General features: G+C 66.1%; 19 protein-coding genes. 18 read left to right on the forward strand and 1 reads right to left on the reverse strand.

Features of this window, described 5'->3' with window-relative positions:
* Positions 1-89: 89 nt before the first annotated feature.
* The 17 genes from CLV78_RS02815 (at position 90) to CLV78_RS02900 (ending at position 21,709) form a co-directional block, all read left to right on the forward strand.
* A complete protein-coding gene (locus CLV78_RS02815) occupies positions 90-1,253 on the forward strand; it encodes an isovaleryl-CoA dehydrogenase (RefSeq protein ID WP_106203234.1) in 1,164 nt (387 codons plus the stop codon).
* A gap of 3 nt (positions 1,254-1,256) precedes the next feature.
* A complete protein-coding gene (locus CLV78_RS02820; RefSeq protein WP_245924812.1) occupies positions 1,257-1,658 on the forward strand; it encodes a DUF1622 domain-containing protein in 402 nt (133 codons plus the stop codon).
* A complete protein-coding gene (locus CLV78_RS02825) occupies positions 1,655-2,182 on the forward strand; it encodes a lysozyme inhibitor LprI family protein (protein WP_106203235.1) in 528 nt (175 codons plus the stop codon). The genes CLV78_RS02820 and CLV78_RS02825 overlap by 4 nt, the downstream gene beginning before the upstream one ends.
* 353 nt (positions 2,183-2,535) lie before the next feature.
* A complete protein-coding gene (locus CLV78_RS02830; protein WP_106203236.1) occupies positions 2,536-3,018 on the forward strand; it encodes a hypothetical protein in 483 nt (160 codons plus the stop codon).
* 610 nt (positions 3,019-3,628) lie between these two features.
* Complete coding sequence (locus CLV78_RS02840; RefSeq protein WP_106203741.1) at positions 3,629-5,152, forward strand: AMP-binding protein; 1,524 nt, start codon at positions 3,629-3,631, stop codon at positions 5,150-5,152.
* The gene (locus CLV78_RS02845) at positions 5,149-6,021 is read left to right on the forward strand and encodes an EcsC family protein (protein ID WP_106203238.1); all 873 of its coding nucleotides are present in this window, start codon (positions 5,149-5,151) and stop codon (positions 6,019-6,021) included. The genes CLV78_RS02840 and CLV78_RS02845 overlap by 4 nt, the downstream gene beginning before the upstream one ends.
* A complete protein-coding gene (locus tag CLV78_RS02850; protein ID WP_106203239.1) occupies positions 6,021-7,625 on the forward strand; it encodes a carboxyl transferase domain-containing protein in 1,605 nt (534 codons plus the stop codon). The genes CLV78_RS02845 and CLV78_RS02850 overlap by 1 nt, the downstream gene beginning before the upstream one ends.
* Positions 7,626-7,630: 5 nt before the next feature.
* A complete protein-coding gene (locus tag CLV78_RS02855) occupies positions 7,631-8,161 on the forward strand; it encodes a class I SAM-dependent methyltransferase (protein WP_146136624.1) in 531 nt (176 codons plus the stop codon).
* Positions 8,158-10,107: an acetyl-CoA carboxylase biotin carboxylase subunit gene (locus tag CLV78_RS02860; RefSeq protein WP_106203241.1), complete on the forward strand. Its 1,950-nt coding sequence runs from the start codon at positions 8,158-8,160 to the stop codon at positions 10,105-10,107. Before CLV78_RS02855 ends, CLV78_RS02860 begins: the two co-directional genes overlap by 4 nt.
* Complete coding sequence (locus CLV78_RS02865; protein WP_106203242.1) at positions 10,104-10,763, forward strand: glutathione S-transferase family protein; 660 nt, start codon at positions 10,104-10,106, stop codon at positions 10,761-10,763. The genes CLV78_RS02860 and CLV78_RS02865 overlap by 4 nt, the downstream gene beginning before the upstream one ends.
* A gap of 250 nt (positions 10,764-11,013) precedes the next feature.
* Complete coding sequence (locus CLV78_RS02870) at positions 11,014-11,883, forward strand: hydroxymethylglutaryl-CoA lyase (RefSeq protein ID WP_106203243.1); 870 nt, start codon at positions 11,014-11,016, stop codon at positions 11,881-11,883.
* A gap of 169 nt (positions 11,884-12,052) precedes the next feature.
* Complete coding sequence (locus CLV78_RS02875) at positions 12,053-12,847, forward strand: crotonase/enoyl-CoA hydratase family protein (protein ID WP_106203244.1); 795 nt, start codon at positions 12,053-12,055, stop codon at positions 12,845-12,847.
* Positions 12,848-13,329: 482 nt separating this feature from the next.
* Positions 13,330-15,087 carry a sensor histidine kinase gene (locus CLV78_RS02880; RefSeq protein ID WP_106203245.1) on the forward strand — a complete coding sequence of 586 codons (1,758 nt, stop codon included), beginning with the start codon at positions 13,330-13,332 and terminating at the stop codon, positions 15,085-15,087.
* A 28-nt stretch (positions 15,088-15,115) separates the two neighbouring features.
* On the forward strand, positions 15,116-16,447 hold the full coding sequence (locus tag CLV78_RS02885; protein WP_106203246.1) for a sigma-54-dependent transcriptional regulator: 1,332 nt from the start codon (positions 15,116-15,118) through the stop codon (positions 16,445-16,447).
* Complete coding sequence (locus CLV78_RS02890; RefSeq protein WP_106203247.1) at positions 16,419-17,099, forward strand: HAD family hydrolase; 681 nt, start codon at positions 16,419-16,421, stop codon at positions 17,097-17,099. Before CLV78_RS02885 ends, CLV78_RS02890 begins: the two co-directional genes overlap by 29 nt.
* Positions 17,100-17,228: 129 nt before the next feature.
* Positions 17,229-17,771 (forward strand): VPLPA-CTERM sorting domain-containing protein, encoded by a 543-nt coding sequence (locus CLV78_RS02895; RefSeq protein WP_158263407.1) that lies wholly within the window; start codon positions 17,229-17,231, stop codon positions 17,769-17,771.
* Between the two features lie 527 nt (positions 17,772-18,298).
* Positions 18,299-21,709 (forward strand): Rne/Rng family ribonuclease, encoded by a 3,411-nt coding sequence (locus CLV78_RS02900; RefSeq protein ID WP_245924813.1) that lies wholly within the window; start codon positions 18,299-18,301, stop codon positions 21,707-21,709.
* Positions 21,710-22,015: 306 nt separating this feature from the next.
* Here CLV78_RS02900 and CLV78_RS02905 read toward each other — a convergent pair whose 3' ends face one another.
* Entirely contained in the window at positions 22,016-22,246 is a 231-nt protein-coding gene (locus tag CLV78_RS02905) for a sulfurtransferase TusA family protein (RefSeq protein WP_106203743.1), read from the reverse strand.
* 128 nt (positions 22,247-22,374) lie between these two features.
* Here CLV78_RS02905 and CLV78_RS02910 point away from each other — a divergent pair, with 128 nt between their 5' ends.
* Positions 22,375-23,130, forward strand: a complete 756-nt coding sequence (locus CLV78_RS02910; RefSeq protein WP_106203249.1) for a cytochrome c biogenesis CcdA family protein — start codon at positions 22,375-22,377, stop codon at positions 23,128-23,130.
* Positions 23,131-23,227 lie beyond the last annotated feature (97 nt).

Raw genomic sequence — 23,227 nt, forward strand, 5'->3', positions numbered from 1 at the left:
TCCCACCCAATCACCCGATTGACCACTCCGCCGAGCTGTGTCTAGTATTTGAACAAGCGTTCAATAACGGGAGGGGAGGCCCGGGAGCGATGTTTACTGCGACAATGCACTTCGATCTCGGGGAGGAGGCAAACGCTCTTCGGGAGATGGTACACCGGTGGGCCCAGGAGCGGGTGAAGCCCTTGGCGGCCGAGGTCGACAGATCCAATACCTTCCCGCCCGAGCTTTGGCAGGAGATGGGCGAACTGGGTCTACTGGGTGTCACCGTCTCCGAGGAATACGGTGGCGCGGGCATGTCCTATCTCGCGCATACCATCGCGGTCGAGGAGATCGCGCGCGCCTCCGCCTCGGTGTCGCTCTCCTACGGGGCGCATTCCAACCTCTGCGTGAACCAGATCAAGCTCAACGGCACCGAGGAGCAGAAACGGAAATACCTTCCGGGGTTGATTTCCGGTCAGAATGTGGGCGCGCTGGCGATGTCGGAGGCCGGCGCGGGGTCCGACGTCGTCTCGATGAAGCTGCGCGCGGAGAAGCGGAACGACCGCTACGTGCTCAACGGGACAAAGTACTGGATCACCAACGGACCGGATGCGGACACGCTTGTCGTCTACGCAAAGACCGACCCCGATGCGGGATCGCGCGGTATCACCGCCTTCATCGTCGAGAAGACGATGGCCGGATTCTCCACGTCCCCGCATTTCGACAAGCTCGGCATGCGCGGATCAAACACGGCCGAGCTGGTCTTTGAGGATGTCGAAGTGCCGTTCGAAAACGTGCTGGGGCAGGAGGGCAAGGGCGTGCGTGTGCTGATGTCCGGGCTCGACTACGAACGGGTCGTGCTGGCCGGGATCGGCACGGGGATCATTGCGGCGTGCCTTGACGAGATCATGCCTTACATGCGGGACCGCAAGCAGTTCGGGCAGGCGATCGGCTCATTCCAGCTGATGCAGGCCAAGATTGCCGACATGTACACCGCGATGAACACCGCGCGCGCCTATGTCTACGAGGTCGCAAGATCCTGCGACCGTGGCCAGGTGACCCGCCAGGATGCCGCCGCCTGCGTGCTCTACTCCTCCGAAGCCGCCATGACCCAGGCCCACCAGGCCGTGCAAGCCATGGGAGGGGCAGGGTTCCTCAACGATTCCGCTGTCAGCCGGCTCTTCCGCGATGCAAAACTCATGGAGATCGGTGCCGGCACGTCTGAGATTCGGCGCATGCTCATCGGTCGGGAGTTGATGCAATCGATGGGGTAGACCGTGGAAGATACCGGGCCATTCTGGCAAGGCACGCCCAGCCTTCTGTACTCCGAGTATGGAGCGATCACCCTTGTTCTGGAGCATGTAGCGGCGTGGATAGACATCATTGCCATGCTGATCATGCTGGTCGGCGTTATCCGGTTCCTATGGGGGTTCGTGCGGTCGGAGACAAAGCTCGCTTCACCTCTCAGGGCGCGGATCGTGAACGAACAACGGATCGATCTGGCCCGCTATATCCTCGCGGGTCTCACGGTTTTCATCGTTTCCGATATCATGCACACGGCATTGAGCCTCGATCTGGGCGACCTGCTGTTTCTCGGGCTGTTGGTGGCCATCAGGGCCGCCGTCAGCCACTCTCTGGGCCGCGAGGTCCTTCAGATTAAGGAGAACCCGGAGCTATGATTTCTGTGTATCTTCGCGCTGTTCTGGCGGCCGTGGGCATCGCTGCAATTGGCGGGCCGGTCGTCGGACAATCGGATGGCGACATGCTGTTTTCGCCCGAGGCCACGCAAAGCTGCCTCGATCGCGCGGCGGACGAGCCTGCCCGTCGGGCCTGCATCGGTGCGGGTGCGAATGCCTGCATGGAGGGCGACGCGGAGGGCTTCACCACGATCGGCATGATGTCCTGCATCAATCAGGAACTGGACTGGTGGGATGATCGCCTGAACGCGCGCTACACGGCGTTGATGGCAGAGGAGAAGGCATCCGACGCGGAACTGGACAAGCTGGGCTCGTCGGCGCCGCGCCTCGCACCTGCGCTGCGTGCGATGCAGCGTGCCTGGATCCCCTATCGGGACGCAGCCTGCGAGTATGAACAGGCGCAATGGGGCGGTGGGTCCGGGAGCGGTCCAGCGGTGCTCGGGTGCCACATGCGGATGACGGCGGAACAGGTGCTGCACCTCGAAGGGTTTCTTGGCGATGGCTAGGCCGCGCGCGAACCCCGACCCGGCCATGATTGCCACCTGTCGCGGCGGAACCCGTCGGGGCGGCTCGGCGGTTGGCCCCTCGTGGACGCTCTCGACGGGACGGTTCCGGCGATGCAGCGGCAGCGCGGGCGCGACAGGTGATGGCTGGCGTCGGGACCGCACCCTGCGCGACGCGCGTTGGAATGCCCGTTGTGTTCTTGGGGTGGGGCGCGGGGCACCGGCCCCGATCGACCCGAGGTGCAACGTCAACGCCGGGCGGCCGAACGGCGCTGCGTTTGGTGAACCGGTTGAACCAGCCGCTGCCTCCGGGCAGTCGGGAAGGCGGAAAGCAAACCCGAGAGGAGCCCTGAGCGATGGCTGAGGCAAAGTGGATGATGTCGTGGCTTGCCGTGGCTGTCGTCGTGGCGCCGGTGTGGAGTGCAACCGCCGCCGAGGCAGAGCAATTGCCGCCGGAGATGTTGGAACAGATGGATGCCTGCCTGCTGGACGGGATCGAGGAGCGCGATGTGCTCAACACCTCCGTCGTCTGTTTCAATGCGGCCCATCAGGGCTGTGGCGCGGATGTTCTGGCGTGCGAAGAAGCGTTGACGACGGCCCTCGCGGCGCGCGGCGATACCTTGGTCGGGCGTCTCCCGTCCGAATTGGAGGGGGTGCCGGAGTTTGCCAAGGAAAACTACCTTGAGATCAGGGGCGAGATAGAGGCCGGGTCCGTGGCCTATTGCGCGGACGTGCCGAAGGATCAGGCGGTGAGCTGTGGCTACCGTGCCCAGGCGCTGCGGCTGGCCAAGTTGCGGGCGTTGGGGGCGTCCCTCGACCCGAGGTTCCTCCTGCCGTGAGGACGGCACATCCCTTATATGGTCCCCAGCGGCGGGCGCATGCGAAGCCCCGTGCCGGTCTGCCTGCCACGGGGGGATTGCGCGGGATCGGAGATCCTCGCGCGATGGCCGCTGCATGGTGCGCAGCGGTGCGGGCTACGCCCGGACAACGGATTTGGTGCGTCTTGCGGGGAATGTCCGCGACACGTCGCAAGGTCGCGGCCGGGACGGCATTGCCGCTGCTGCGCTCGGAAGGTTCATTTGGCGGGGCGTGGGGGCTTACATCGCGCGGTGGCGCGGCGCACCGGTGGGCGGTTCGGCGGTGTGATCCTGCGGGCTGCCGCTCGGTGCAAGCACCACTCGGGCTCGGCGACGATGTCGCCTTCCAGACACCGGCAATCGGCGCCAACCGACAGACGCATCCTGGAACCCGGTGCGCGGCCATCGTCAAGGGGTGGCCCCGCAATCGGCGCCCGTCCCGCGCGCCAGACCCCGATGGCCAGAGGTTTCGCGCGATCAGTCCAAGAAATGCCGACAGCCGGGCTGCTGCCCGGGCGATCCTGTGATCTCCACTCCCACATACCGTCGCCTGCTGGACGGCCACGGCTGGGACATCCCGGCCCGGCTCAACATGGCGGAGGAGGTCTGCGACCGCTGGGCCGCGGCGGAGCCGGAACGTGTCGCCCTTATCGAGGTGGCGGGCGAGGGGCTGCGGCAAACGACCTATGCGCAGCTTCGCGAAATGGCCGATGGTCTGGCGCACAGGCTGGTGGCGCAGGGCGTGGGACCGGGCGACAGGGTGGCCGTCTTCCGCAGCCAGTCACCGTGGACCGCGGCGGCGCATATCGCGATCTGGAAGATCGGAGCGATCTCGATCCCGTTGTTCACGCTTTTCGGGCCCGAGGCCCTGGCGGTGCGGTTGGCCGACAGTGGCGCGGAGGTGGTGGTGACCGATCCCGCCGGGGTAGCCCGCCTTCAGGCCTGCACCAGCTCCGACGCTGTGCGCTCTGTGGAGGGGCTGCAGAAACCGCCACGGATCGTGATTGCCGAGGACACTGAGCCCGGACCGGCCTTCGAAACGCGCCGAACGGGGCCCGAGGATCCCGCCGTCCTGATCTATACCTCCGGGACCACGGGCAATCCGAAAGGCGCCTTGCATGCGCATCGGGTGCTGCGGGGACACCTGCCGGGCGTAGAAATCTCTCATGATCTCATGCCGTTGGAAGGCGATGTTCTCTGGACGCCAGCAGATTGGGCCTGGATCGGGGGGCTGTTTGACGTGCTGATGCCGGGCCTTTGGCACGGAGTTCCCGTGGTCGCGGCCCGGATGGCGAAGTTCACGCCGGAGGAATGCGTCAGGATCGTCACGCAAGCCTCTGTCCGAAATGTATTTTTCCCGCCAACCGCACTGCGGGCCCTGAAGGCGGCCGATGTTCGGCTCACGGGGCTTCGCTCGGTCGCTTCGGGCGGGGAGCCGCTCGGGGCCGAGATGCTGGACTGGGGGCGCCGTGCGTTCGGTCTGACCATCAACGAGTTTTACGGGCAGACCGAATGCAACATGATCGTCAGCGCCTGTGGTGCCATGTTCGACCCGGTGCCGGGAGCCATGGGGCGACCGGTTCCGGGCCACGAGGTCGAGGTGATCGACCACGACGGGCGCCCGACGCTGCAGGAAGGCGATATCGCGGTCCGCCGGGGATCCGCCTCCATGATGCTGGAGTACTGGAACAACCCCGAGGCGACGGCCGCGAAATACCGTGGCGACTGGATGCTGACCGGGGATCGCGGGCAGCGGGACGGTGCCGTCCTGCGCTTCAAGGGGCGGGACGACGACGTCATCACCTCGTCCGGCTATCGGATCGGCCCGGGCGAGGTCGAGGATTGCCTGTTGACCCATCCGGCGGTTGCAAGCGTCGGTGTCGTCGGCACACCGGATGCCGCGCGCACGGAACTGGTCACCGCTTTCGTCGTGCTGAAGCCCGGTGAAGATGGGTCCGATGCGACCCGCAAGGCGTTGCAGGACCACGTGAAAACGCGTCTGGCCGCGCATGAATATCCGCGGCGCGTGCATTTTGTCGAGAGCCTGCCCATGACGATCAGCGGCAAGATCATCCGCCGCGAACTGCGCCGGTGGGCGACGGAGGGTATGACATGACCGACAAGGTCCCCAATCCAAGGCCGCAGGCTGCGGAGGTGCTTCGCGAGGCCTTGAAGCGGCAGGAGGAGTTCGAGGACCAACGTCCGACCCGGCTGGGTCGGGGTGCGGAGCGGGTGACGGCCCCGGTGAGCGGTTTGCTGTCCCGCCTCGTGCCGCCACGGGTTGTGCGGCAGGGGCTTGAGATGGCCGACCGCGCTGTCGGCCTGGCGATTCCCGACAATGTTTCGGGCCATGCCGTGGAGGAGCTCGCCGCATGCGAGGCGGCCGCCCTGCGCGCGCAGGCCTGGGCTGTTGGCGGAAACGCGGCCAGCGGCGGCGCCGCCGGTTTTTTTGGCGCGCCGGGCATGACGGTGGATATCCCGGCCACGATCGCGATGGCGGTCGCCAATGTGCGTGCGACCGGTGCGGCCTATGGTTTCAACACCGACAGTGAGGAGGAGCGCGCCTTTCGGCTGCTTGTGCTCCAGGTGGCGACCTCGGGCGCCGACCGGGCGCGTGGCGAAACACTGAAATCCCTCAATGAGATGGCGGCCTTTCTTGCCAGCCCGGAAGGGCGGCTGGTGTTGGAAAAGGGCGGCAAATGGGTGACGGACACAGTGGTCGAGCGCGTCGCGCGGCAACTTGGGTTCGGGCTGGTGGGGCGCAAAGCCGGACAGGTGGTGCCGGTGGTGGGGGGCGCGGTCGCCGCGGCCGTGAACGCGAGTTTCCAGACGGATGTGTCCCGGGCGGCGCGCTACGCCTACCGGCAGCGCTGGCTGATGGAACGCAGGATGATCGCGCCGCCGGATACGGCGGACGCCGGACAGGACGACGCGAACGGGGATGACGGCCCGGTGCGGGACGGCACCGGAGGGGAGGACACCTGATGGAACTGAACAGCCAGGTGGCGATGGGGTCGGACGAGGCCCGCGCCAATCGCGATGCCCATCTCAGGGCGCTCGCGGAGGTTGCTGCGGCCGCCGAACATGCGGCTGCGGGGGGCGGTGAACGCGCCCGGGAGCGGCACCTGTCCCGTGGCAAGATGCTGCCGCGCGAACGGGTTGCGACGCTGCTGGATGCGGGATCGCCCTTCCTGGAAATCGGAGCGACCGCCGCACATGGCATGTATGACGACGCGGCGCCCTGCGCGGGGGTGGTCGCCGGCATCGGGCGGGTGATGGGCCGGGACGTGATGGTCCTGTGCAACGACGCCACGGTGAAGGGTGGCACCTACTACCCGATGACGGTGAAGAAACACCTCCGGGCACAGGAGATCGCGGCCGAATGCCATCTGCCCTGCATCTACCTTGTCGATTCCGGGGGCGCGAACCTGCCGCAGCAGGACGAGGTCTTTCCCGATCGAGACCATTTCGGGCGGATCTTCTACAATCAGGCGCAGATGAGCGCCCGGGGGATCGCCCAGATCGCCGTGGTAATGGGCTCCTGCACCGCCGGTGGCGCCTACGTTCCCGCGATGTCGGATGTCACCATCATCGTGAAGGAACAGGGTACGATCTTTCTGGCCGGGCCACCGCTGGTCAAGGCGGCGACCGGTGAAGTGGTCACAGCGGAGGAGCTTGGCGGCGGCGATGTGCACACGCGGCTGTCCGGCGTGGCCGACTACCTGGCCGAGGACGATGCCCATGCGCTGGCACTGGCGCGCCGCGCCGTGGGGTCGCTGGGGCCGGCGCCGGACGTCGGCAGGGATTGGGCGACCCCTGAGCCGCCCGCCTATGACCCGGAGGAGATCCTGAGCGTCGTTCCGGCGGCGCTGTCGACCCCCTATGACATTCGGGAGGTGATTGCCCGGCTGGTCGACGGGTCGCGGTTCGACGAGTTCAAGGCCCGGTTCGGCGACACCCTGGTGACCGGTTTTGCCCATGTGCATGGCTGCCCGGTGGGCATCGTCGCCAACAATGGCGTGCTGTTCTCGGAGGCTGCACAGAAGGGGGCGCATTTCGTGGAACTGTGCTCGCAGCGCAGGATCCCCCTTGTTTTCCTTCAGAATATCACCGGCTTCATGGTCGGTCGGAAATACGAGACCGAAGGGATCGCACGCCACGGCGCAAAGATGGTGACCGCGGTGGCGACGACCTCCGTGCCGAAAGTCACGATGCTGGTCGGCGGGTCGTTCGGGGCTGGAAACTACGGTATGGCCGGCAGGGCCTACCAGCCTCGTTTCCTCTGGACCTGGCCGAACAGCCGAATTTCGGTCATGGGCGGCGCACAGGCGGCCGGCGTGCTGGCGCAGGTCCGGCGCGCGGGGATCGAGAAGGCGGGCGGAAGCTGGTCCGCCGAGGAGGAGGCCGCGTTCCGGCGTCCCACGGAAGAGATGTTCGAACGCCAGTCCCATCCTCTTTACGCCAGTGCGCGGCTCTGGGACGATGGGGTCATCGACCCGCGCAGAAGCCGCGATGTGCTTGGATTGTCGCTCCGGGCGGCGCTGAACGCCCCGGTGGAGGAGACGCGGTTCGGCGTCTTCCGGATGTGATCGCGATGGCGGGATGGGACGATGCCACGATCGACTGGTATGCCGAAACGCATGGCGAGGATGCTTCGACCCGCGCGGTTGTCGATGCTGCCCCTTTCGCGATGTCTGATGACGTTCTCGACATCGGTTGCGGAACCGGCGCATCGCTCCGCTATCTGGCGGCGTGTGGCGTGACGGGGCGCTTGGCCGGTGTGGACCCCCATGCACGCATGGTGATGCATGCGCGTCGGTTGAGCCCGGACCGGATTGTCTTCGATATTGCATCTGCCGAGGCGCTGCCCTTCGCGCCGTCCTGTTTCGATGGCTTGCTCGCGGTGAATTCCGTGGCCCATTGGAGCGACCGCACCGCCGCGTTCGCCGAGGCGTTCCGTGTGCTTCGGCCGGGTGGCTGGATCGCTGCGGGCGGCGAGGTGTTCGAGGAACTCGATGGTCCGTTGCCGATCGAGGACGAATTGCAATCGGCCGGTTTCACGCAGATCGGAAGCACCGGGATCCGCGGTGGCCGTGTCACCACCGCGCGAAAGGGACAGTCATGATCCGCAAGCTGCTGATCGCAAACAGGGGCGAAATCGCCTGCCGCATCATTCGGACAGCGCGCGGGATGGGCCTGTCCACGGTCGCGGTCTATTCCGACGCGGATTCCGGCGCGTTGCATGTCGAGATGGCCGACGAAGCGGTGCATCTTGGCGGGTCGGCACCGGCGGAGAGCTATCTCGATGGTGCGCGCGTGATTGCGGCGGCACTGGAGACCGGCGCGGAGGCGGTGCATCCGGGCTACGGTTTCCTGTCGGAGAACCCGGATTTCGTGCAGGACGTGGAGACGGCGGGACTGATCTTTGTCGGGCCACCGGCAAGCGCGATCCGGCAAATGGGTCTGAAGGATGCCGCCAAGGACCTGATGTCGAAGGCCGGTGTGCCCGTGGTCCCGGGCTACCACGGCGCCGATCAGGACGCAGACAGGCTGGCCGAGGAGGCCGCGCGGATCGGATATCCCGTGCTGGTCAAGGCGGTCGCCGGCGGTGGCGGCAAGGGGATGCGGCTGGTGGAGCGGGCAGGGGAGTTTGCCGATGCGCTGGCCTCTGCACAGGCAGAGGCGCAGGGCGCGTTCGGAAACCCCTCCGTGTTGATCGAGAAATACATCGAGCAACCGCGCCATATCGAGGTGCAGGTCTTCGGTGACCGGCATGGCAATGCGGTGCATCTTTTTGAGCGCGACTGCTCGTTGCAGCGCCGCCACCAAAAGGTGATCGAAGAGGCCCCGGCGCCGGGCATGACCGCGCAGGTGCGCGCCGCGATGGGAGAAGCCGCGGTGCGCGCGGCACGCTCCATCGGCTATGTCGGCGCGGGCACGGTGGAGTTCATTGTCGATGGGGCGGATGGGCTGCGCCCGGACGGGTTCTGGTTCATGGAGATGAACACCCGCCTTCAGGTCGAGCATCCTGTGACGGAGGCCGTGACCGGAATCGATCTCGTGGAATGGCAGGTGCGGGTGGCCTCTGGCGAGCCGCTTCCAATGTCGCAGGAGGAGATCCCGTTGCAGGGACACGCGTTCGAGGCGCGGCTCTATGCGGAGGATGTGCCGGCGGGGTTCCTTCCGGCCACCGGGCGGCTGGAGCACCTGCGGTTCTCCGATCTCGCCCGCAACGACAGCGGTGTTCGGGAGGGCGACGAGATCAGCCCGTGGTACGATCCGATGATCGCCAAGGTGATCACACAGGGGCCGAGCCGGTCGGTGGCGCTGGCGCGTCTGTCCCGTGCGCTGGAGCAGACAGAGGTTGGCGGCACGGTCACGAACATCGCCTTCCTGGAGGCGCTGTCGCGGCACGCGGGGTTTGCGCGGGGCGACGTGGACACCGGGCTGATCGGCCGGGATCTCGCCGATCTGGTGCGCGAAGACACCCCGTCAGTCGAGATTGTCGCGCGGGCTGCGCTGGCGGCGGCGGGTCTGGACGGGGACAGGGACGCGTTTTTCGGCTTCTCCCTCTGGCAGCCGCCGTCCCGACGCGTGGAGTTGCGCCGGGGAGAGGAGGCCTATTCCGTGGTCATGGAGGTGGTGGATGGCGCGCGGGTGGACCTTCGGGTCGAGGGCGTGCATCTGCCCTGCCGTCGACGGTCGAGCGGCTGGCTGATCGGGGAGCGGCGGGAGCCGGGGCCAGCACGTCTGCTCGACGGTGCAGTGGTGGTTTTCGCCGGCCAGCCCTGGGCGTTCGACCTGCCCGATCCGCTGGAGCGCGGTGGGAGCGCGACGCAGGCCGGCAATGTCGTCGAGGCGCCGATGCCGGGCGTCGTCCGGCGGGTTCTGGTTCAGGCCGGGCAAGCCGTCGCGGAGGGCGACCGGCTTGCGGTTCTGGAGGCGATGAAGATGGAGCATGGACTGGCCGCAGCTCGCTCCGGCGTCGTAGCCGAGGTCCTGGTCGCCGAAGGCGCGCAGGTCGCGGCCCATGATCCGCTGATCCGGCTGGTGCCGGAGGACGCGGAATGATCCGGCTGCATCACTGTCCACAGACGCGATCCATGCGGACGCTGTGGCTGCTGCACGAGATCGGCTGCCCGTTCGAGGTCGAAGTGCATCCGTTCGGCAAGAACCTCCGAACCTCGGAGTTCCTCGGGCTGAGCCCGGCGGGGCGGGTTCCGGCGCTGGAGATCGACGGCCAGGTCATCTGGGAAACCGGCGCGATCACGCAGGTACTGTGCGAGCGTTTCCCGGAGGCCGGGTTGGGGCGGCCGGTGGAGTCGCCGGAGCGGGCGGAATGGCTGATCTGGCTGCATTTTTCGGAAACGGTGAGCGCGCATTCGGCGACGCTCACGCAGCAGCATGTGATGCTCTACGAGGACCACATGCGCAGCCCAATCCTGACGCGGCTCGAAGCGAAGCGGTTGGCGAAATGTTACGCGGCGGTGGAGCGTCAGCTGTCCGACGGGCGCGCGTCTCTGCTGAAAGGCGGGATCTCGGCGGCGGATATCTCGGTGGGGCAGGCGATCTACATGGCACGCCATTTTGCACGGCTCAAGCCGTTCGAAGCACTGTCGGCATGGTACGCGCGGATCTCTGAAAGGCCGGGGTTCGCAGCGGCGCTGCCACAGCCGGGGCAGGCTCTGCTGTATGAGCAGGATTTCTATGACCCGCTGGAGGTGTGAGCGCGCATCCGGTCGGTTGCGTTGCGGGACCAGCCATGCGCGCCCTGAGTGCTGGGGGCGAGGTCGCGGCGGTCGGCAAGGCTACGGCCGGGCAGGGGAGGGGCTCCCGCCCCTTTTGGCCCCGCGTTGCGGGACAAAAAGCGTTGGGCCGGGCGCGCGTTCCGCGCGCGCCTGCGGCGGGCTGGTGCGGCGAGGGCAACGCGGCGGGGCGCTGAATGGGGATCTGTTCGGCAGTAATGGGGAGGGGTGAATGGGCGAGCACGTCGAGATTTTTGAGGTCGGGCCACGGGACGGGCTTCAGAACGAAGCACGGGCCATTCCCGTCGCTGAAAAGGTTGCGCTGATCGACACCCTGAGCCGCGCCGGTTTCCGCCGCATCGAGGTGGCGAGTTTCGTCAGCCCGAAGTGGGTGCCGCAGATGGCGGGCTCCGACGAGGTCATGGCGCGGATCCGGCGGGCGCCGGGGGTCTCCTACGCCGCGTTGACGCCGAACCTGAAGGGGTTGGAGCGGGCGCGTGCGGCGGCGGCGGACGAGATCGCGGTTTTCGTCAGCGCCTCGGAGGGGTTCAGCCAGGCCAACCTGAACTGCTCGGTCGAGGAGAGCTTTGCCCGCATCGCCCCGGTGGTGGATCTGGCGCGGGAGGTGGGCTTGCCGGTGCGAGGCTATGTCTCCTGCGTGACGGAGTGCCCCTTCGACGGTGCCGTTGCGCCGGCCGCCCCGGCACGGGTCGCCGCCCGTCTGGCTGCGCTGGGTGTCTATGAGGTCTCGCTGGGGGATACGCTCGGACGGGCGCGACCGGAGCAGGTGCGGCAGATGCTGGATGCAGTGACCGTAGAGGTTCCGGCCAGGCACCTCGCCGGGCATTTCCACGATACCGCCGGACGAGCGGTCGACAACATCGCTGTGTCGCTCGACTTCGGGATCCGGGTGTTCGACGCCGCTGTCGGCGGGCTCGGCGGCTGTCCCTACGCACCGGGCGCGCAGGGAAATGTCGCGACGGAAAAGGTTCTCGCCTGGCTCCTGTCCCAGGGAATGCAAACCGACCTCGATGCGGCGATCGTGGCGGAGGCGGCCGCCCTGGCTCGATCGATGCGCGACCCGTCCCCGGTGCCGGAATGACCGGGCGCGGGGGCAGCAACCGGCGGGCGCCCGAGGCCGGTCCACAGCGCCGCAGGCGCTGCCCGGCCCAACGCCGGGGACGGCGGCTTTGCCGGCGCGCCTCGGGGGCGGGAGCTACCCCGCCGCGGAATGCGACGTGGGGCAATCACCAGCGGAGATGGGGATAGATATGCAGTCGGAGACCACCCTTCAGATCGACGTCGATGCGCGGGGCGTGGCGACGCTCGCCCTGGCGCGACCGGCAAAACACAATGCGATGTCGGCGCAAATGATCGCGGAACTGACCGCCGCGGCCGACCGGCTCGGCCGGGATCCGGGCGTTCGGGTGATCGTACTGACCGGGCAGGGGCGATCCTTCTGTGCGGGCGGCGATCTGGGCTGGATGCAGGCGCAGATGCGCGCCGACGCAGCCACCCGGGCCCGCGAGGCGACGGCGCTTGCCCGCATGCTACAGGCGATCAATACCTGTCCACGGCCCGTCATCGGGCGGGTGCAAGGCAACGCTTTCGGCGGTGGGGTCGGCTTGATTTCGGTCTGTGACGTGGCGGTTGCGAGCCGGGAGGTGAAGCTCGGTCTGACCGAAACCCGGCTCGGCCTGATCCCGGCGACCATCGGCCCCTATGTGATCGCGCGAATGGGAGAGGCGAAAGCGCGGCGCGTCTTCATGTCGGCCCGGGTTTTTGGCGCTCAAGAAGCGGTGGATCTCGACCTGTTGGCGCGGGCGGTGGAGCCGGACGGACTTGATGCGGCGGTCGAGGCCGAGTTGGTGCCCTACCTCAACGTGGCCCCGGGCGCGGTGGCAGAAGCCAAGGCACTGGCACGGCGTCTCGGGCCCGTGATCGACGAAGGGGTGATTGCCGAGACGATCGAGGCGCTCGTCCGACGATGGGAAAGCAAGGAGGCGGCCGAGGGGATCGCGGCCTTCTTTGAACGCCGAAAGGCGCCTTGGGAGGGAAATGGCTAAACGTCGGGTCGCGCCGGTAATGGCTTGCTCGATGATCTTGATCAGGACGGCCAGACCGGATCCCGGGGCGGGAATTGCCACATGCTGCGGTCCCCGGTCTGTGCATCGGACTCCACCAAGCGAAAATGATACGTCGCTCTGGCGAAGCCATGCAGGCGGCGCCCGTGCCGGTGTTGCCGGAACCTGCCCGGATACGCCCGGTGCAAGCGGGCCGCGGGCGGGCAACGGCACGCGGATAGCATTGGTGTCGCTGGCCCGGTCATCCGTGAATGGTCCCGACAGGCCAGTGCGTCGTGTCCGGGCACGAACTCATGGCCGCGAGGGCCTCCCCGGCTCCGGCAAATGACGCAAGAGGCAATTGTGAGCACGCGGAATCGTGCCCGCGCGCCACGTCGTCCACACCTTCGGGCACGACGCCTTTGCGCGCGGCAACGCCCTATGCCCTCTTGGGTTTTCCGCCCGCATCGCCTACCCTTGGGGCCATGTCGGTGACCCCGAACCCGCCCGCGCCCTCGGAAGAGGGCACGCCCTGGATGCTCCGCCTCGTGGCGCTCATCATCGTGGGTGTGGCCAGTGCGACGCTCTACGTCACCAATCTGGGCCTGACCGACCGGTTCACGGAGACGACGCGCAACCGCGCAGAACTCCGCCTTGCGCTCTATTCCGGTAATGTTGTCAGTGAGTTACAGCGAACTTCGGTAGTGCCGCTGCTGCTGGCGCAGGACCCTGCGCTCATTGGCGCGCTCAACTCGGGGGATTTCACGCAATCCTCGCAACGGCTGATCTCCTTCCGAGAGGAGATCGGGGCCGCGGCGCTGGTCCTGCTGGACGTCGACGGCCGGGTCGTGGCGGCCACCGACCGCAGCCTGTTGGGCGGACAACACGGCACCGCCCCATATTTCGTGGACGCCCTGCGCGCCAACGAGACCGTCTTTTCCATCGTGGAACAGGAAACCAACGCCAAGGTTTTTACCTATTCGCGCAAGATCACCTCCGATCGGGAGGTCATCGGCGTGATCGTCGTCGAGGTCGATCTTCAGAAGTTCGAGAACAGTTGGGCCGGCATCGCCGACGCGGTGCTGATCACCGACAGCGAAGGCACCATCATCCTGGCGACCGAACCACGCTGGCGCGGACGCACGGTGGAAGATGCCTTGGCGGCGCAATCCGCCCCGTCGGCCATCGCACGGGCCTTGCAGGCCACCACCGACTGGTCGCTGACGATGCCGGATGCCTACCTGCTTGGCGAGGCGGTGATACGCTCCGACGCGCGCATTCCGTTCCAGGGCTGGCGGATCGTGTCCTTCACCACCTACGAGTCGGTTCGGGAGCAGGTGAACGGCGTTCTGGCCCTGGAAATCATGGGCTTTGCCCTGTTGCTCGCCGCGACCTTCTATTTCATGAGCCGCAAGGCGCAGTCCCGGTCCCGCCTGTTCCAGCGGGAATCGGCGGAGCTGCGGGTGCTGAACCAACGCCTTCAGCGGGAAATTGCCGAGCGTGAAAAGGCGGAGAAGAACCTGGAGGTGGCCGAGCAGACGCTGGAGCAAAGTTCGAAACTCGCGGCCCTCGGCGAGATGTCGGCTGCCGTCAGCCACGAGTTGAACCAGCCGCTCGCGGCGATGAAGACCTATCTCGCCGGGGCGCGGCTGCTGTTGCAAAGGCGGCGGCCGGAGGAGGCGCTGAGTTCCTTCCAGCGCATCGACGACCTGATCGACCGCATGGGGGCAATCACCCGGCAGCTGAAATCCTATGCCCGCAAGGGTGGAGAGGCGTTCGAACCGATGGATGTGCGCGAAGCCGTATCCAGCGCGCTGTCGATGATGGAGCCGCAACTCAAGAGCCGCCGGGTCGAAATCACCCGCACGATGCCCGCCGAGCCGGTGCTGGTGCAGGCCGACCGGCTGCGGCTGGAACAAGTTCTGATCAACCTGTTCCGCAACGCCCTGGACGCCACCAAGCAGAGCAAGACCCCGAAAATCGAGTTGATCCTGTCCGCCGGCGAGACCGCGACCCTGACGGTCCGCGACAACGGGCACGGGATTGCGGACCTCGACATCCTCTTCGAGCCTTTCTACACAACCAAGCAGCCCGGTGACGGTGTGGGCCTCGGTCTCGCCATTTCCTCGGGCATCATCAATGATTTCGGCGGACGCCTGACGGCCCGGAATGCGCCGGAGGGGGGCGCAGTCTTCGAGGTCCAACTGCCAATCCTCGCCGAGGATCTGGAGGCCGCCGAATGAGTGGTAACGCGTGCCCATGGAGGGATGAATGGCCAAGGCAATGAAGATCGCCATCGTCGATGACGAACAGGACATGCGGCAGTCGATCAGCCAGTGGCTTGCGCTCAGTGGCTTCGACACGGAGACATTTGCCACCGCGGAAGATGCGCTGAAGCGGATCGGCCCCGATTTCCCGGGCGTGGTGGTATCGGACGTCAGGATGCCCGGCATGGATGGCATGGCCTTCCTGAAGCGGTTGATGAGCCAGGATTCCGCGCTGCCCGTGATCATCATCACCGGTCACGGCGACGTGCCCATGGCGGTGGAAGCGATGCGGGTCGGCGCCTTCGATTTCCTGGAAAAACCGTTCAACCCCGATCAGATGACCGAGCTGGCCAAGAAGGCCACGCAGAAGCGCCGCCTGGCGCTCGATGCCCGCGCACTGCGGCGCGATCTGTCGGGCGGGGCGCAGATCATGGACAAGCTGATCGGTGCCAGCCCGGCGATGGAGCGGCTGCGCGAGGATATCCTCGACCTCGGACAGGCCGATGGCCATGTGCTGATTGATGGCGAAACCGGCACCGGCAAGACGCTGGCCGCCCACGCCTTGCACGCGGTCGGGTCGCGCGCCAGCAAACCCTTCGTTCTGGTCCAGTGCGGTGCCCATCCCGACGAGGAGATGGGGGACAAGCTTTTCGAGGGTGATCCCGACGCCGGTGTGCTGCCATTGGTAGAGCAGGCCCGTGGAGGAACGCTCTGCCTGGAGGATATCGAGGCGCTGAGCCCCGCGGTGCAGGCGCGTCTGCTGACCTTCATCAACGATCAGGGGGCCCCCGCGGAAACCCGGATCGTCGCTGTCTCCAACCTGCAGGAGCAGGGAAAGACGAGCGAGGATGCCCTGCGCCCCGACCTTTTCTATCGCCTTGCCGCAATGCGGATCACCTTGCCGCCGCTGCGCCAGCGCGGAGAGGATATCCTCCAGCTTTTCAACCGTTTCGCCGTTCAGTTCGCAGACGAATACGGTTGCGAGGCGCCCGAGGTCGGCGCCCAGGAGGCCGCGCAGTTGCTTCAGGCACCCTGGCCCGGCAACGTGCGGCAGCTGATCAACGTGGCCGAACGCGCGGTTCTGCAAAGCCGGCGGGGGTCGGGCACCATTGCCTCCCTGCTGATGGCGGAGAGCGAAACGGTCGAGCCGGTCATGACCACCGAGGGCAAGCCGCTGAAGGAATACGTCGAGGCGTTCGAACGGATGCTGATCGACAACACGATGCGGCGCCACAAGGGATCGATCGTGGCGGTGATGGACGAGCTTTGCCTGCCAAGACGCACCCTGAACGAGAAGATGGCGAAGTATGGACTCCAGCGCTCGGACTACCTCTGACAGGCCTCAGGCGCTGCTGTTCGACATGGACGGCCTGCTGCTCGACACCGAGCGGCTGGCCATGGAAGCCTTTGTCGAGGCGACCGAACCGTTCGACTTGCCCGATCCTGCGGGGATCTTCCTGACACTTGTCGGATCGAGTGGCGCCCAGACCCGTGCCCGGATCGCGGAAGTCTTTGGGCCATCGGTCGACATTGCGGTCTTCTCACAACGGTGGGACGGCGGTTTCCATGAGCGGATGCAACAGCATGTGCCGGTGAAATCCGGGGTGCGCGAGACACTCGCAGAGTTGGCGGGACGAGGGTGGACCATGAGTGTGGTGACGTCCTCCTCGACAGTGCCCGCGCGGGCAATTCTCGATCGTGCGGGGCTGCTGGAGCATTTCCGGGACGTGGTCGGCGGCGATTGCGTGACCGCGCACAAACCCGATCCGGCGCCCTACCTACTGGGCGCGGAGCGTTGCGGCGTCGTGGCGACGGCCTGCCACGCCTTCGAGGACAGCGACAAGGGCGTTGCGGCAGCCGCCGCCGCAGGCTGCGCCGTCAGCCAGATCCCCGATCTGCGCCCGCCAGATGCGCCCTTGCCAAACTTGGGACAGGGGGTCTTTCCCTCCCTTGCCGAGGCCGTCACGGCGGCTGGATTGCTGGACTAGCGTCAGGCCGAAAGAACGGGCACACACAAGGCCCTACGCGATGCAATGGCCTCCAAACCCGTTGACAACCAGCCGCGCCGGGTGCCACGGTCGCTCAGACATCAACGGATTTCCTTGTTCGAGGTTTTTATGCGCAAAGGTATTTCGATTGCGGTGGTTCTGGCGGCACATGCCGGGACAGCCCTTGGTGCGCCAGTGAACGACCTGATCGGCGATGCGCTATCCCTTCCGCCCTTCGATGGCGGGATCACGGGCACGACCGTTGGGGCGACCACCGATTCCGGAGCGCCATGGACAACCACGTACGTTTCCTCTCCCGGGATCTGGTACACATTCCAGGGGGCGGGCGGGACGGTTACCTTCGACACTGACGGTCCTGGCACCGACTTTGACACCAAGCTGCACGGATACACCGACTATGACGGATCGAACCTGGCAAGCCTGTCGATCCTCGACGACAATGACGACACGGTCGGATTGCGGTCTGAAATCTCCTTCGCCACCACCTTCGGGCAGGATTACTGGGTCCTCGTCAGCGGTTTCGGCGGGGCGACCGGCAATTTCGACCTGAACTTCTCCTCGACTGCCGTGGTGCCGGTTCCCGCCGGGGCCTTGCTTCTGGGCACGGCCCTGATCGGGTTTGCCGGGGTGCGCAGGCGCCGCAAGGTGTGACGTCCGCGTTTCCCGAAAAGGCTCTTTCGTGACCCCAAATGTGCTCTGACGGTGGGCGGAACCTCGTTTTCCGGCGGCTTTCCGGCATCGGCTGCGCTGGCGGCACTGGCTGAAACGTGACCTGAAACGGCACTTTCCGATTGTCTTTTCCCCGGCGCTGCCGCTACAGTCGCGTGCACGGTCCGGCCATCGGGTGCCTTACCCCGCTTGCGACCGTGCAAGAATTCACTGAACCGTCCTAGGGCCGGCCTATTGCCGCCATGACGGAACAGCGTAACCGGTCAGTTCAGACCAAGGCCCGAGGCATAACCCGGGCGCAACTGAGAGACAGGTGCCTCGCGCGCAATCGTGCCGGCATCGGAGACAAGAACCGCGATGGAACGCGTGAGGAGATACACCGGAGCAGGCAGGGCGCAGGCCGCCGCTGCCGCAATTCGTGTGCCCTCCGTTCCCGCCTCAACAATTCACCCCGGCCATTCACCTGCACCTGACCGGACGCAGGCGCCACCGGGGTCTGAAAGAGTTACATGCCCAAGAAGATGCTCATCGACGCCACGCACGCGGAAGAGACCCGCGTTGTCGTGGTCGACGGAAACAAGGTTGACGAGTTCGATTTCGAGACCGTCAACCGCCGCCAGCTAGCTGGAAATATCTACCTCGCCAAAGTGACCCGCGTGGAGCCCTCGCTTCAGGCGGCGTTCGTCGACTATGGCGGCAATCGTCACGGATTCCTGGCGTTCTCGGAAATCCATCCCGACTATTATCAGATTCCGGTCGCCGATCGCGAAGCCTTGCTGGCCGAGGAACGGGCCATGGCGGCCGAAGAAGAGGACGAGCCGGAAGAACCCAAGAAGAGCCGCTCGCGCTCCCGCCGCCGGTCGCGTTCCCGGGACAAGGACAAGCAGGACAATTCGGAAAAGACGACAAGCAAGACCTCCGAGACGCCGACAGGTGACATCGAGGCAATGAGCGTGGTCGATCTGGGGGAGAGCGATGAAGCGTCCGCACCGGATCTGCTCGTAGACGATGCCACCGCTGCTAATCCGGCGGACACCGGGAATGGTGGTGACGCTTCCATCGAGGAGAGCAAAGGCGAAGAAGCTGTCGCCGTTGCGGACGTCGATGACACCGCCTCCGAGGCTGCGGCCGAGTTCGCCCCTGCGGCGGAAACAGCCGCCGACGGGTCCGAAGACGCCCCGGTCGAAGCCACAGCCGAAGAGGTTGCTGAAGCCGACGGCGCAACCCCGGAAGAGGAAACCCCGACGGACGCTGCCGAAGACGGCCCGGCGCCGGAACCGGAGACGCAGCCCGAGGACACTCCCGTCGAGGATGTGGACGCCGACACGACTGCGGATGCATCCGAGGACGGTGAGGACGAGCCGCGCAAGGGCACCATTGCTGCCCGTGTTGAAGACGATGAAGATGCGGTTGTGACGTCGGAAGTCGACGACGCACCGGAAGAGGGCGAGGCCCCCGCCAAGGCGGAAACAGAAACAGACGCCACGCCTGACACAGCGACCGACGATACGGCTGAGGTTGCCCCCGCTGCCGAAGATGTCGCGGAAGCTGCACACGAGGTCGAAGCGCCCGAAGCGGCAGCCGAGGCAGAGGTCGCTCCGGAAGCCGACGCCGACGCCGTGGCCGAAGCGGACGGGACCGAAGACTCCGCCGAAACCGCTGCCGAGGCGGCTCGGGCCGAAGCATCCCCCGAGACAGACGAAGAGACACCCTCGGACGACGAGTCCAGCGACAGCGAAGCCGCCGAAGCAGACGACTCTCCCGCCGCCGGATCCGAAGACGGCGGAGAGGATGAAAGCGACGATGACGACCACCCCGGCCGTCACATCGAATCCGTCGCCGAAGAGGATGTCGCGGAAGAAATCCGCCGTCCGCGCAAGCCACGCATGCGCCGCTACAAGATCCAGGAGGTCATCAAGGTCCGCCAGATCATGCTGGTGCAGGTGGTCAAGGAAGAGCGAGGCAACAAGGGTGCCGCGCTGACGACCTATCTCAGCCTTGCGGGGCGCTACTGCGTCCTGATGCCGAACACTGCCCGGGGCGGCGGCATTTCCCGCAAGATCACCAATGCCTCCGACCGCAAGAAGCTCAAGGAAATCGCCGGCGAGATGGACGTGCCCGAGGGCGCCGGCCTGATCGTGCGCACGGCAGGAGCCAAGCGCACCAAGTCGGAGATCAAGCGCGACTACGAATACCTCAAGCGGCTCTGGGAACAGATCCGGGAGCTGACGCTCAAGAGCATCGCGCCCGCGCCGATCTATGAGGAAGGCAACCTCATCAAGCGTTCGATCCGCGACCTCTACAACCGTGAGATCGACGAGGTCTTCGTCGAGGGCGATGCCGGCTACCGCGTGGCCAAGGACTTCATGAAGATGATCATGCCGTCCCACGCCAAGAACGTGAAACACTACCAGGATTCGATGCCGCTCTTTGCGCGCTACCAGGTGGAAAGCTACCTGGCGGGGATGTTCAACCCGACGGTGCAGTTGAAGTCGGGCGGCTACATCGTCATCGGCGTGACCGAGGCGCTGGTCGCCATCGACGTGAACTCCGGCCGTGCCACCAAGGAAGGCTCGATCGAGGACACGGCGCTCAAGACCAACCTGGAGGCGGCCGAAGAGGTTGCTCGCCAATTGCGTCTGCGTGACCTTGCCGGCCTGATCGTGATCGACTTCATTGACATGGAAGAGCGCAAGAACAATTCCGCCGTCGAGAAGCGTTTCAAGGACAAGCTGAAGACCGACCGCGCCCGCATCCAGGTCGGACGGATCTCCGGTTTCGGTCTCCTGGAAATGTCCCGCCAGCGTCTGCGCCCGGGCATGCTGGAGGCGACGACACAGCCTTGCCCGGCCTGTCATGGCACTGGCCTGCTGCGCTCGGATGACAGCATCGGCCTTCAGATCCTGCGCCAGTTGGAAGAGGAGGGCGGTCGCGCCCGGTCCAAGGAAGTGCTGGTGAAGGCGCCGGTCGGTATCTGCAACTTCCTGATGAACCAGAAGCGGGAACACGTGGCGCAGATCGAGGCGCAATACGGCCTTTCGGTCCGGATCGAGGCCGATCCGGCGCTGGTGCCGCCCGATTTCTCCATCGAGAAGTTCAAGACCGCGACCCGCTGGGTGCCGGAACCTTCGGCTCCGGTGATCTCCATCGACACGTCCGATATGCCGGATGTGGAAGAGGAAGAGGTGGCGGAAGCCGAGGTTGCCGAACCGGAAACGCAGGAAAGCTCTGACGACGGCGGGTCGAAGAAGAAACGCCGCCGGCGCCGGCGCCGGCGTGGTGGCGGATCTGGTGAGGATGGTGCTGAAGCGCAGGACAACTCGACAACGGAGAATTCTGGCGACGGTGATGCCGCCGAGGCGGAAGCACAGCCAGCAGAGAACGGATCCGACGAAGAGGGTGGCAAATCGAAGTCCCGCCGCCGTCGTCGCCGGTCGCGGCGGTCCAACCAGTCCGATGAGGCCGGTGGCGAGAAGCAGGACGGGAACGACACGCCCGATGGGGAGGTTCCCGCCGCCGCAGAGGCAGCGGATGCAGAGGCAACCCCGGATGCGGGCGAGCCCGTGGCTGCCGATGCCGATCAGGGTGCCGATGTGACTGCGGAGGCACCGGCAGAAGAGCCGAGCGCGCCGGAAGCCGCTGATGAAACGCCCGAACCGTCCAGCCCGGACGCGACAGCCGCGCCTGAAGCCGAGATCGAAGCGCCCGTCGAGGAGACGGTCGCCGAGGAGGTCACGGAAGACCATGAGCCCGTGGCGGCCGATACGCCGGAGGCAGAAGCGCCGGTATCCGAAGACACGGAAGCGGAGCCCGAGGACATCGTTGAGGCAGAGGTTGCCGTGGCCGAGGTTGCGCCGGAGCCGGAGCCAGAGAGCCCGCCGAAGCCGAAGCGGCGCGGCTGGTGGTCTGTCGGCAAGTGAGCTGAGACCAGTGATTGAAAGGGGCGGCCTTCGGGTCGCCCTTTTTTCTTGCCCGGACTGCCCAAGCGCTCATGGTTTGACGTTGCCCGATGAGGCAGTCACCGGAGCATCGCAAGCGGATCTCGGCCCTGGCCGAGGTAAAGGCTCTGCTCGTGACCCCGAATGGTTCTATGGAGCGCTCCAGCGCGCCCTGTTCAGACCGCGGGCGTCCGAGTGGCTGTTTCCAGAAGGAGCACGGCTCCCGGCCTTTGGCGCAAGAAACCTCGGAACATCGGTTCCGGTGGGCTTGCAGTCACCGGAAAGCGGTCAACCGCCCTTCCGTATCGTGAAAGCGTGACCGTCGTCCTGTTCGTCCTGCCCGAGCAGGGTATGCCCGGCCTCGTTGCAGAAATGCGGCATGTCGATAAGTGCGGCGGGGTCGTCCGTCAGTACACGCAAGGCCGCGCCATCTGGCAGGGGTTTCAAGGCTTTGCGGGCTTTGAGAACGGGCAGGGGGCACAGCAGCCCGCGCGCATCGAGTGTCGTGATCTCTTCCATGACAAAGGTGTAGGTCAGCCGCTCGCGGGCGTCCACTCAAACGGGGCGATCCGCCACGGGAATGTGACGCCGGACCCCCGTGACCTTGACCGCCGCATCCGATAAGGCGGAACGGCAAAGGAGAGCCAATGCCCGGACTGGATATCATCGACGCCGCCCTTCTGCCGGCCATGGCCATCGCGCTCTTCGCCGGGCTGATCTCGTTCCTGAGCCCTTGCGTGCTGCCGATCGTGCCGCCCTACCTTGCCTACATGGGGGGCGTGTCGATGTCCGACATGTCGAGCGGAGAGGGCACCGGGCGGCGGAAGGTCATCCTGACGGCGCTGTTCTTCGTGCTCGGCCTGTCCACTGTGTTCCTGTTCCTGGGCTTCACCGCTTCGGCCTTCGGGGCGTTCTTCCTGCAAAACCAGGGGGTCTTCAACGCCCTTGCCGGTATCCTGGTGATGGTGTTCGGGATGCACTTTCTCGGCATCTACCGCATTCCCTTCCTTGAGCGGGAGGCCCGGATCGATGCCGGGGACCGGGGCGGATCGGCCTTCGGAGCCTATGTTCTGGGCCTTGCCTTTGCCTTTGGCTGGACGCCCTGCATCGGCCCGCAGCTTGGCGCGATCCTGTCGCTTGCGGCCTCGGAGGCGAGCCTGACACGCGGGACGCTCCTGCTGGGCATCTACGCGGCGGGACTGGGCATTCCCTTCCTGGTGGTCGCGGCTTTCTTCCCGAGCCTCACGGGGCTGATGAACTGGATGAAGCGCCACATGGATCGCATCGAACGGGTCATGGGGTTGCTGCTCTGGACCATTGGGTTGCTGATGCTCACAGGGGGATTCTCGCAGTTCTCATGGTGGCTGCTGGAAACCTTCCCGGCGCTGGCCAACCTCGGCTGAACCGCGGTCTCGCGCCACCTGTGAGGCCGGAGCGCCGGACCTGTCAACATGGTGAGGAATGCGGAGCCCGGGAGAGCCGTGGCGGACTTCGCTTCGT

The sequence above is a fragment of the Aliiruegeria haliotis genome, assembly GCF_003003255.1.
GTDB classification, from domain to species: domain Bacteria; phylum Pseudomonadota; class Alphaproteobacteria; order Rhodobacterales; family Rhodobacteraceae; genus Tropicimonas; species Tropicimonas haliotis.